8 protein-coding genes are annotated in these 11,845 nt (G+C 28.9%); all 8 read left to right on the top strand.

Annotation, left to right across the window (positions count from 1 at the left end; all coding sequences use genetic code 11):
- Nucleotides 1–9: 9 nt before the first annotated feature.
- Complete coding sequence (locus ACSIGC_RS07855) at nt 10–456, top strand: FixH family protein (RefSeq protein ID WP_442267575.1); 447 nt, start codon at nt 10–12, stop codon at nt 454–456.
- Nucleotides 456–1,157 carry a sulfite exporter TauE/SafE family protein gene (locus ACSIGC_RS07850; protein WP_442267574.1) on the top strand — a complete coding sequence of 234 codons (702 nt, stop codon included), beginning with the start codon at nt 456–458 and terminating at the stop codon, nt 1,155–1,157. The genes ACSIGC_RS07855 and ACSIGC_RS07850 overlap by 1 nt, the downstream gene beginning before the upstream one ends.
- Nucleotides 1,158–1,271: 114 nt before the next feature.
- Nucleotides 1,272–2,105: a universal stress protein gene (locus tag ACSIGC_RS07845; protein ID WP_442267573.1), complete on the top strand. Its 834-nt coding sequence runs from the start codon at nt 1,272–1,274 to the stop codon at nt 2,103–2,105.
- Between the two features lie 22 nt (nt 2,106–2,127).
- The gene (locus ACSIGC_RS07840; protein WP_442267572.1) at nt 2,128–2,547 is read left to right on the top strand and encodes a CBS domain-containing protein; all 420 of its coding nucleotides are present in this window, start codon (nt 2,128–2,130) and stop codon (nt 2,545–2,547) included.
- Nucleotides 2,548–2,756: 209 nt separating this feature from the next.
- The gene (locus tag ACSIGC_RS07835; RefSeq protein WP_442267571.1) at nt 2,757–5,702 is read left to right on the top strand and encodes a histidine kinase; all 2,946 of its coding nucleotides are present in this window, start codon (nt 2,757–2,759) and stop codon (nt 5,700–5,702) included.
- 23 nt (nt 5,703–5,725) lie between these two features.
- On the top strand, nt 5,726–6,472 hold the full coding sequence (locus ACSIGC_RS07830; protein ID WP_442267570.1) for a LytR/AlgR family response regulator transcription factor: 747 nt from the start codon (nt 5,726–5,728) through the stop codon (nt 6,470–6,472).
- A 192-nt stretch (nt 6,473–6,664) separates the two neighbouring features.
- Complete coding sequence (locus tag ACSIGC_RS07825; protein ID WP_442267569.1) at nt 6,665–7,726, top strand: hypothetical protein; 1,062 nt, start codon at nt 6,665–6,667, stop codon at nt 7,724–7,726.
- Between the two features lie 227 nt (nt 7,727–7,953).
- Nucleotides 7,954–11,778: an InlB B-repeat-containing protein gene (locus ACSIGC_RS07820; RefSeq protein ID WP_442267568.1), complete on the top strand. Its 3,825-nt coding sequence runs from the start codon at nt 7,954–7,956 to the stop codon at nt 11,776–11,778.
- The last annotated feature ends 67 nt before the right edge of the window (nt 11,779–11,845 follow it).

The raw sequence follows: 11,845 nt of genomic DNA, 5'->3' as shown, positions 1-11,845 counted from the left end.
AAAACAAATATGAAACTAAATTGGGGTACAGGTATAGTAATAGCAATCATAGCTTTTATTGGATTTATCATGTTTATGGTTACAACAATGATAACAGATCACAAATACAATCACGATTTGGTAACCGACAGCTATTATCAAAAAGAGTTAAAATATCAAGATAATATTAATGCTGAACAAAATGTATTAGCAATAAAAGATGCCATAGTTATTCAATCGAATCAGAAAGGTTTAGAATTGCTGTTTTCAGAAGAGTTTCAATCAGAATTTATAAAAGGAAAAGTATTCTTATACAGACCTTCAGATAAAACTTTAGATAGTGAGTTCCCTATAGTTTTAAAAAATCAAAAGCTACATATTCCTGAAAAGTTTTTAGTTGGGGGACGTTGGAATATTACAGTTGATTTTACTTATAAGGGAACTCCTTTTTTATATCATAAAGAACTTACACTTTAATGCTGTACACTGCTTTCATATTGGGTTTGTTAGGAAGTCTACACTGTTTAGGTATGTGCGGACCAATAGCTTTTATGTTACCATTAAACAAGCAAAACCAAGCAACACAGTTTTTTCAGTTAATGAGTTATCATTTAGGAAGATTGTCAACTTATGCTTTGTTAGGTTTGGTATTCGGATTATTAGGTAGAGGTTTTGAGTTATTTACATTTCAACAACATTTATCCATCTTCACTGGAGTTTTAATGATTGCAATTATTTTATTTCCAAGAATTGTTCACGGATTAAAAATTACTAATTCATTAAATAGGTTTATCATCAAAGTAAAATCTGAATTAGGTAAAGAACTCAAAGAGAAAAAAAGAAATACTTTTTTCTTTATTGGATTTTTAAATGGTTTTCTTCCTTGCGGTTTAGTTTATATGGCCATTTTAGGAGCCATAGCTACTCATAATGCATTATACGGAAGTTTATATATGTTTTTATTCGGTGTTGGTACAATTCCGTTAATGAGTTCAATTGTATACTTAGGGAAATTTACACATTTTACTTTTTATAATTATTTTAAAAAAATAGTGCCATACGCTGTAATTCTTATTGGTGTATTGTTTATTCTTAGAGGTTTAGCTCTAGACATACCATATATCTCACCAGCAAATTCTGTTAGCAATTTAGTAGAACACCAAACAGTTTGTAAATAATCTTTTCAAAAAATGATTTTCATCATGTTTTAAAAAAGGGTAACTGATTGATATCATAGTTTTTATTTGAGAGTTAAAGTAGTTTTACACTATTAATTATTAAGTCTCTCTATCATGAAAAAAATTATTGTACCAGTAGATTTCTCGTTACATTCTGAGAATGCTTTAAGAACAGCAGCTTCATTTGCAAAGCAATTTAAATCAGAAATAGTTGCAGTTCATATGTTAGAATTATCTAACGCATTAATTTCAGTTTCGTCATCATATATCAACGAGCAGGCAGTATTCCAAATAAAGTTGGCACGACAAAAATTCGATGAGTTTCTAGATAAACCATATTTATCAGATGTAACAGTTTCAACTTTAATTCAACCTTACAAAGACTTTAGCAGCTTTCATGATTTAAAGGGACAAGAAGATGCAGATTTAATTATTATGTCTTCACATGGAGCAAGTGGTTTTAAAGAAATGTTTTTAGGATCGAATTCGGAAGTAGTAGTAAGAAATTCTACAATTCCAGTATTGGTTATTAAAGGACTTCCAATTACAGAACCATTCAAAAAAGTAGTTTTTGCCTGCGATTTTTCAAATGAATTTGTAAATCCGTATAAGCAAGCTAAAGAGTTATTAAAAGCATTTAAGTGTGAATTAGAATTAGTTCATGTAAATACTCCGGGAACTAAGTTTAAAACAACAAAGGAGAAAAAAGAGCGAATAGACAGCTTTTTATATAATGTAGGTGAAGATTTCGATAACAAACCTAAAATAGTAGAGGTTTCTGATTATAAAATTGAAGATGGCATTTTAGAGTATGCACAAACTAATGAAAGTGATCTAATTATTATGCCAACACATGGTAAGCATGGAATAGAACATTTTTTAGATGGAAGTATCGCTGAAGACATTGTAAACCACACTTCATTACCAGTTTTAACAATTAAAATATAAATCCAATATTAATCTATAAATTATGAAAAAAAGAACACCTGTATCAAAAATAATGACAAGTGATTTAGTAACATTAAACTCAATTGATGATTTAACAACAGCAGAAGAGTTATTTAAAACTCATGAAATACGTCATATCCCGGTAGTTCAAGGAGAAGAAATAATAGGAATGTTAAGTCATACAGATTTATTGAGAGTAAGTTATGCAGAAACAGCTCAAGAATATGAAACAGAAGTAGACATTGTACTGAATAGTATTTTTACAATAGAACAAGTAATGACTAAAAATGTTGTAACTGTTAATGCAAATGATACTATTAAAGAAGTGGCAGAAATATTATCAACTAGAGAGTTTCATGCTTTACCAGTGGTAGAAAATAATGTATTAGTAGGAATAGTAACAACAACAGATTTAATTAAATATTTATTAGAGCAGTATTAAAATAATATTGTTTATTTCCCCCGTAATTCAGTATTCTGAATTCCCCTCGAACTAGAAGAGGAAAATCTTAAAAAAGGTTTTCCTCTTTTTCTTTTTAGAAGTTAAAAAGTTTATTTTGGAAACTAATTTGCGATAATTAGATGAACTTCATTTACTTTTATGCATAAAAGCAAATTATAGCTTACATTGTAATGATCACCCTAAATTACATGAGAAATTTAATAATCTTTTTCTATTTTTTATTTACTAAAGTTGTTTTAGCACAACAACCTATGACTATACATTTAACAGAAAGAGAAGGTTTACCAGACAAAGAGTTTTATAGATTACATGAAGATAATAAAGGTTTTATTTGGTTAGCAGCAGATAAAGGATTGTATAGGTATGACGGTTTTGAGTTCAAACAGTTTATGCATCCAAATCAGGTTGGGTTATCTGTGTTTTCTGTGATTAACGATTCTGAAAATGTAATATGGTATACAAATTTATCAAATCAAATATTTTATATTAAAAATGATAAGGTTCATTTATTTAAAGAGTTAAAAGATTTTTTCAGAGGAGCAGTTGTACGAATTTTATTTCACAATGATTTAATAATTCTTTCCGAAGCAAGGAAAGTAATGATTTTTAATAAAGACTCAGGTGAATTATTGTTTAAAAGTAAACAAAATAATACATTGTTTTACAGTGAGGTATTTTTAAAGAATAATGATTTATATGCGTTTAGTACCGAAGGCTCGCTTGGAAAGATTGATAGTACATTTACTTATAGTGATTTAGGAAAAAAAATATCATTTGGAGAAGAAAGAGTAAGAGGAGCTTCAATAGAACAACTAGAAGATTTTTATTTACTTTCAACTTATCATAGAGATAAATCAACAAGATTTTTTATTATAAACACAAATTTTAATGAGAAATTTAACTTTTCTACAGTTGATCTTTCTGAAAAAGATTTGGTTTATACTTTTAGAATTATAGATGGAGAAATCTATTTACTTACAAGTAATGGGTTATGTGTATATAGAATAATTAATAAAAAATTTGTTTTACAACGAAAAATTCTTGTAGGAAAAGCAACAAGTGATGTTATAAAAGATAAAAAAGGCAATTATTGGGTTTCTACATTAAATGATGGAATATTTATAATTCCAAATCTTGATTTAAAATCAAATTTTAAATCTTCAGAAACGAATAGAATTCGAAAAATGTTTCTAGGGAAAGAAAATGAAATTTTTTTAATTGGCACTGGAAAGGAATTCTATAGGTTTAATACAGATACTAAGAAATTAGATACTATTCCTTTTAAAAATTCAGGAGAAATTGAGTATATATTTTATGAAAAGCAAAGAGATTTATATTACTTACAAAATGTAGAATTCTTTAATGCTATTAAGTTTAATGATACTAAAATTAATATAGTTAGAGAGCATCAAAGCCAGTCTATTAAAGATCATTTTTTTGTTAGTAAAGATACTTTGTTATTGGCTACAGGTGCATCTTCACAATTAGCAAACTTAAAAGATGTTTCTAAATTGCGTTTTGCCTTAAAGAAATCTATGAGTAGATCTTATAGTTGTTATAGCGATAATAACAAAAAGTACTTTTATTTTGGAACTATAAAAGGGTTACATGTTTTTAATAGAAATTTTATAAGAAATGAAATAAAGCATAAAGGGAAGTCTATTTATATAAAAGATATTGCATCTTCAAAAAAAACAATATGGGCTTTATCTTTTAAAAATGGATTGTATAAAATTGAAAATAATAAAGTTGTAAAGCATATTAAATGTAAAGATGGATTATTGTCTAACATTAATTCATTTATAGAGTATGATAGTCTTAATAATGCTCTTTGGATTTCAGGAGAGAAAGGAATTCAAAAGCTTGATTTAAAAACTAATAAATTCAGTAATCTCACGAAAAATAAAGGGATTTCTTCTTATGAATTTTTAGGATTAAAAGTTTTAAAAGAAAGAATATATATAGCAACTACAAACGAACTATTTTCCTTTAATACTAAGAAGATTTTTGAGGAAGAAAATAAATACAAACCACTTCCGTATTTTAAAGAAATTAAAATAGGTAATACAAAGAGAGAGTTAACTGATCATTATACAATTTCTAATGATGAAGATAAAATTGAAATTATTTTTAATACTAATGGATTTCTCTCGAAAGAAAATATTACATATCAGTATAGATTACTTCAAAATAAAAATGATACAATACCTTGGCAAGAAGAAACATCTAAAAGTAATACCGTAGTTTATAATAAATTAGGGCAAGGCAATTATATTTTTCAATTAAGAGCAAAGGAAGGAGAGCAATTTTCAGATATTAAAACATTACAATTTAATGTTAAAGGAGTTTTTTACAAACAATGGTGGTTTTTCTTACTGCTCACATTATTAATTTCTTTTTTCTTTTGGTACTATTTTAATAAAAAGAATACTCAATTAAAAGAAAAACAGAAATTAATTCTTGATAAACAAAACAAAGAACTCGAAAACATATTTTTAAAATTAGAGAGCTTAAGAAGTCAAATGAATCCGCATTTTATTTTTAATGCACTAAATTCCATTCAAGATTATATTTTAAATAATGAGAAAAAATTAGCACGTACATATTTAGTGAAGTTTTCCAGATTAATTCGAATGTATTTAGAACATAGCCAGAAGAATAATGTTACTTTACATGAAGAATTAGGAGCGTTAAAATTTTACTTGGAGCTAGAAAAAGATCGATTTGAAGATTCTTTTACCTTTATAATAGATGTGGATGAAAATTTAGATCAAGATACAATTGAAATTCCAACGTTTTTAATACAACCTTATGTTGAAAATGCGATAAAACACGGATTATTACACCGAAAAGAAAATAGAAAGCTAAATCTTAGTTTTAGAATAAATGAAGAGTTAAAAGTTTTAGAATGTTTAATTCAAGATAATGGAGTTGGTCGTGCTTTTTCAAAAGAAATAAATAATAGAAAAGCATTTAAACCAAAATCGTTTTCTTCGGACGCTAATGCTAAAAGGATCAGTTTGTTAAATAAAACAAGAGAAACCCCGATAAAATTAGAAATTATAGACCAATATGATAACGCTAAAAATCCTACAGGAACTCTAGTGAAATTAGAAATACCAATAGATTTTTAGTGCTATTCAAAAAATAAGTAAAAATGAAAGCAATAATAATAGATGACGAAGCTAAAGCAAGAAGTGTTTTAAAAACACTCATAAAAGAAGAGTGTCATAAAATTAAAGAAATAGATGAGGCTGAAGACTTATTAACTGGAATAGAAAAAATAAAACAGAATCAACCAGATATTGTTTTCTTAGATATTGAAATGCCTGAATATTCTGGTTTAGAAATATTAAATTTCTTTTCAGAAGAAGAAATTACATTTCAAATCATATTTACAACAGCGTATAGTCATTATGCGATAGAGGCATTTAAATTAAATGCAATCGACTATTTATTAAAACCAATAGATAGTGAAGAACTTAGAGAATCTGTAGAAAAAGTAATCACATTTATTGGGAACACTCAAATTAATGAGAGGCTAAAAGAATTAAAACAAAGTTTACAAGAATCTGACTTCAAAAAAATAGGATTGCCAAATGGAAATGGAATTAAGTTTGTCAATTTTAATGATATTATTATGTTAGAAGCAGATGGAATGTATACTAAGGTTTCTACTACGAAAGAGAATATTTTAGTAAGCAAACCATTAAAGTTTTTTGTAGAAACACTCCATAAAATAAGTACATTTTATCGTCCTCATAGATCATATTTAATTAATTTAAGATTTTTAAGAGAATATGTTAAAAAAGATGGAGGTTATGTAATCATGGAAAACGATAAAACTGTTTCAATATCTAAAGATAAAAAGGAAGAATTTTTAACCATAGTTCAAAGTATTTAATTTCAACTAACCAAACTTCGAGAAGACTCTTTTTTAGAGTCTTTTTTATTTTAATTGAGTTTTTTATGTGATAATTGAGAAGTTCAAAACGAACTTTTAGAAGTTTTAAAGATTTTAAACCGTGTTAATTAAAGAATTTTAAATCATTAACAGCAAGTAAAAGCAATCGCTTTTCTATCAAAAACAAAATAAATGATTAAAATTAGTAAGAGAGGTTTATTTTCTGTTGCATTATTTAGTGCAATATTTTTTACAGTACCCAATGCAAATGCTCAATTTTTTAAAAAAGTATTAAATAAGAGCAAATCATCTAAGAAAAGTAAATCATCGAGTAAAGCTTCAGCTAGTATTTCTAAAGGAGAAGAACAATTCGTGTCTAAAAATAAAATGAGCTCAAGGTTTGCTAGTGGTTTTACAAACTTAGAAATGCGCACAGCAAAAGAAAAAAGAAAAGGAAACGAATTTAATGTATATCATTTTGGTTCTGGTAATAAATTAGCATTTAAGTTATATCCAAGATTTGCTAAAGACGATTATCAAAGAGATATAGATGGTGTGTATTGTAGTAATTTCGTAAAAGAAGGTGAAGAAGTTTTTCATATAGACGAGTTAAAGGATGTAACAGATACAAATGGAACTAAGCATTCGTTTACTCCAGTTCCTTCTGCATCTAAGCGAGTAATTAAAACTCCAGATAATGTGTACTTAATTTATGCTTTCGATGGAGGAAAAAAAATTGGAGGAAAGTATCCGTATTTTATGTCTTCAAAATCTAAAATCAAAGGACCATTTGTTATTGCGGCACCAAGTGTAGAAAAATTTGATGAATGGAGTGGAGATAAGGCTTTAAATTATGTAAAGGATTTTGAAAAAAGAGTAAAAATCGGATCATTTAAGTTTATGCCTAAGGAGGGGAAATTACATACACCAGAATTAGCTAAGCTATGTGAGCAAGCAATTTATAAAAAATTGAAGCAGTATAGAAATAACGCTAACCTAAAAATAAGAAAATTGGTTGTATATTCAAATGAATGGAAAGAGAAAACAGATCGTGTTACAGATGAGGTAACAGATCGACAATTAATAGCATATTATTTATATGTTAATGGAGATGATACAGATATTCATGCAGCAAAAATAAATCAAAAGAGTACAGAGAATGGTTTTTCTAAAGAATTAGTAATAGAGAAAAATTATTCAGATAAATTTTCAAAAGATATTCCAGTAAGCTTGGTAAATAAATATTTTAAATAGTTTTTATACCCGCTATTTTTATTAAGTATCCTTTATACTTAGCTTTTAAAACCATACAGTTTAACTGTATGGTTTTTTTATAAAATTTGTAAATATTGCTACTGCTTATATAATTTTTTTGCGTTTCTGTTTAGCAACTCAAATCGTGCTTTCAGAAATTTTCTATAGAAACTTTAGTGTTATTCTAACAATTTTGTTTCTATAAATAAGGACTTTAAATCACTATTATGAAATTAAAATTACTTTATCTTTTACTTTTTTTTATAAGTAATATAGCATTTGCTCAATGGCAAATGGAAGGAACAGCAAGATTTACAAACGATGCAACAGATGTAGCTATTGCGTCTGATACTAATGATGTTCCTTACATCGCTTATGCTGATAATACAGACGGACAAGTACATGTTAAAAAGTTTGATGGAACTAATTGGATTGATGTTGGTAGTAACGCAACTGGAGTTGTTATACCTAGTTTAATGGCAATAGCAATTAACCCAGTAACAGATCAACCATGGGTGGTTTATAGAAATAACAGTACAAGTAGATTAGATGTTATTAGATTTGATGGAACGAATTGGGTAACAGAAAGAACGTCGTTAACAAACTTTAACCCACATAGTAAAACTATTCTTAAATTTTCAGTTACAGGTAAAGCTTTTGTAGGTACTTCAAAAGTAGGTTCTTCTATTACTAATTCTTTATTTTACTTGTATTCAAATAGAAGTGGATCTTGGGCTCTTGAATTTAATAGAGATATTTTTGAAAACTGTTATGATTTAATTTCTGAAGATAATTTAGTTGTAGGCTGGGCGTATAGATTTAACAATTGGAGACCAAGAGCTACAAGGTATGGTTATAATGGAAATGCATGGAATATTACTTCGAATACTTCTTACACTCCAGCTGGAGGAGCAAATGCATATATGTTTACAATGGCAGGAACAGATTCTAAAATTGTTCACCATTATAATTACCAAGGAAATGTCCCAACAAATAGAATTGAAATGGTAGGTGGTACAAGGCCATCTGGAGCTGATTCTCCAAAAAAGAGAACTTTATTTATGGAATACAATGATTTAGATAAAAATTCTTATGCTTTGTATTATAATAGTAATGACGATTTAATTATTAATCAATACAATCAATATTTAAATTCTTGGAGTAATTTAAATATAGGATTAAATTTTACAGGAGTAGATCCAAAAGCCAAAATAACGGTTAATCAAACGGGAAGTAAGGTTTATGTAGCTTATATAGATAATAATAAAATTTCGGTTCAATATTACCCTATAAGTGCTCCTGTTAATCAAGTTTATGTTGATATTGATGCAACAGGAAATAACGATGGATCTTCTTGGGCTGATGCATATACTAATTTACAGGATGCGATAGATAATACAAATTTACCAACTCAAATTTGGGTTGCAGAGGGAACATATTTACCAACAAGTGGAACAGGAAATGGAAGAACTTTTAAACTAGAAAATAAAGTAGCTGAAATTTACGGAGGTTTTAATGGAACAGAAACTGCTTTAAACCAAAGAGATTTTAGAAATAATATTACTATATTATCTGGAGATTTAAATGGAGATGATAATACCAATATTAATAATGCAGAACCAACAAGAAGTGATAACTCTTATCATGTTGTATCATTAAAAGGTACTGGTAATGGAACCGTTATTGATGGTTTTACTATTGCAAATGGTAATGCTAATGGAGTTAATAGTACAAGTTGTTCTACTTCACCTACAAATCAAGATGTAGGAGCAAGAGGTGGTGCAATTATAGTTCAACCTTATAATGCTGGTAGAATAAATGCAACAATTCAAAATTGTACATTAGAAAATAACTCAGGATCAGATACAGCAGTTTATGCTCAATTTAATCCTTGCGGTCAAACCAATATAGTTGGAGATATAGATTTTAAAAGCTGTATAATTAGAAACAATTATTCAGATTCTGAATCTGCATTTTTATTTGCAGGTTCACAACAATATACTCAATATAGTAGAGGATCTTTAGTAAATAGTGTTTTTTATAATAATACTTCTTCTTCTGCTGCTTCTTGTGTTCGCTTAGTTACAAGCTCAGGAGGTAATACTACAGGAATAGATGTTGATGTAATCAATTCAACTTTTGCAAACAACACTGGTGTTCTTGGCAACGTATTTAAAATGGAAAGAGCAGCTAATAGTAGAATTAAAAATAGCATTATTTATGGAAATGGTTCTATATCTCCTTTTTCAATTACAACTAGTGGTTCTTCAGTAAGTAACTCTATAGTACAAGGAGGTCAGAGTGGTGGTATGTCTTCAGATCCTTTATATACAGATGCAGCAAATAATGATTTTACTTTACAAGCAGGTTCTAATGCTATAGATGGAGGTTTAAGTTCAGATGTACCTACAGATATTACTGAAGATTTAGCAGGAAATACAAGGATTTCTGGTGGAGCAGTAGATATGGGAGCTTATGAAACTGTAGTTACGCAATATACGTTAACATTAAATGCAACTGATGGAACAATAACACCAAACCCAGCAGGGGGAACTTATGATGATGGTACATCAATTACATTAACAGCTACACCAAATTCTGGTTACGAATTTACAGGATGGAGTGGTGATGCATCAGGAACAACAAACCCATTGGATATTACAATGGACGCAGATAAAACAGTTACAGCGACATTCGCACCAATTCAAAGAACACTAACATTAAATGCAACTAATGGAAGTGTTACTGCAACTCCAAATTCAGGTACAGGGGCTTATGACGATGGTAGTGTTATAACCTTAACAGCTACACCAGATGCTGGTTACGAATTTACGGGTTGGAGTGGTGATGCTTCTGGAACAACAAATCCATTGGATATTACAATGGACGCAGATAAAACAGTTACAGCGACATTTGCACCAATTCAAAGAACACTAACATTAAATGCTACAAACGGTAGTGTTTCAACGAATCCAAATCCAACCAATGGAACTTATGATAATGGAACTTTAGTTACCTTAACAGCTACACCAGATGCTGGTTACGAATTTACGGGTTGGAGTGGTGATGCTTCTGGAACAACAAACCCATTGGATATTACAATGGACGCAGATAAAACAGTTACAGCGACATTTGCACCAATTCAAAGAACACTAACATTAAATGCTACAAACGGTAGTGTTTCAACGAATCCAAATCCAACCAATGGAACTTATGATAATGGAACTTTAGTTACCTTAACAGCTACACCAAATGCTGGTTACGAATTTACGGGTTGGAGTGGTGATGCTTCTGGAACAACAAACCCATTGGATATTACAATGGACGCAGATAAAACAGTTACAGCGACATTCGCACCAATTCAAAGAAAACTAACATTAAATGCTACAAACGGTAGTGTTTCAACGAATCCAAATCCAACCAATGGAACTTATGATAATGGAACTTTAGTTACCTTAACAGCTACACCAGATGCTGGTTACGAATTTACAGGATGGAGTGGTGATGCTTCAGGAACTACAAATCCATTAGTAATTACAATGGATGCAGATAAAACTGTTAGTGCTGTTTTTAGTAGAGTTCAATATACGTTAACAATTAATGCAACTAATGGTAGTGTAACGACAAATCCTAGCCCAGTAAATGGAACATATGATGAAGGAACATTAGTTACTTTAACAGCAACAGCAGATTCAGGGTATCAATTTGATAATTGGAGTGGTGATGAATCAGGAACAACTAATGAAATAACTATAACAATGAATAGTAATAAAACAATTACTGCAAATTTTTCAGTAAACACATTAAGTATAAATGAAGAAGAGTTTCCAGTTCGTTTTAAGTTATATCCAAACCCAGTAAGTAATTATATAAACATTGAAACTAAGGAAGAAATTAAGGATATAAAATTATATTCTATGTTAGGAAAAGAAATTAAAGTAAGAGAATCGTCTTCAGAAGGAATTGAAGTTTCTAACTTAAGTAAAGGTATTTATTTCTTAATGATAAAAACTGATTCAGGAAAAGGAATCAGTAGATTTATCAAGAAGTAATAAATGAAAAGGAGTAAAGATAGATACCGGTTTGAAATAACTTTGATCATACTATATAGTTTTATTC

The organism is Tenacibaculum aquaeponti (assembly GCF_052084715.1).
Classification (GTDB): domain Bacteria; phylum Bacteroidota; class Bacteroidia; order Flavobacteriales; family Flavobacteriaceae; genus Polaribacter.
This window is presented reverse-complemented; position numbering and strand designations above follow the sequence as displayed.

Bases quoted from the DNA above. Each gene is read 5' to 3' on its own strand.
- ACSIGC_RS07855 (WP_442267575.1), top strand. From the start codon at position 10: ATGAAACTAAATTGGGGTACAGGTATAGTAATAGCAATCATAGCTTTT.
- ACSIGC_RS07850 (WP_442267574.1), top strand. From the start codon at position 456: ATGCTGTACACTGCTTTCATATTGGGTTTGTTAGGAAGTCTACACTGT.
- ACSIGC_RS07845 (WP_442267573.1), top strand. From the start codon at position 1,272: ATGAAAAAAATTATTGTACCAGTAGATTTCTCGTTACATTCTGAGAAT.
- ACSIGC_RS07840 (WP_442267572.1), top strand. From the start codon at position 2,128: ATGAAAAAAAGAACACCTGTATCAAAAATAATGACAAGTGATTTAGTA.
- ACSIGC_RS07835 (WP_442267571.1), top strand. From the start codon at position 2,757: ATGAGAAATTTAATAATCTTTTTCTATTTTTTATTTACTAAAGTTGTT.
- ACSIGC_RS07830 (WP_442267570.1), top strand. From the start codon at position 5,726: ATGAAAGCAATAATAATAGATGACGAAGCTAAAGCAAGAAGTGTTTTA.
- ACSIGC_RS07825 (WP_442267569.1), top strand. From the start codon at position 6,665: ATGATTAAAATTAGTAAGAGAGGTTTATTTTCTGTTGCATTATTTAGT.
- ACSIGC_RS07820 (WP_442267568.1), top strand. From the start codon at position 7,954: ATGAAATTAAAATTACTTTATCTTTTACTTTTTTTTATAAGTAATATA.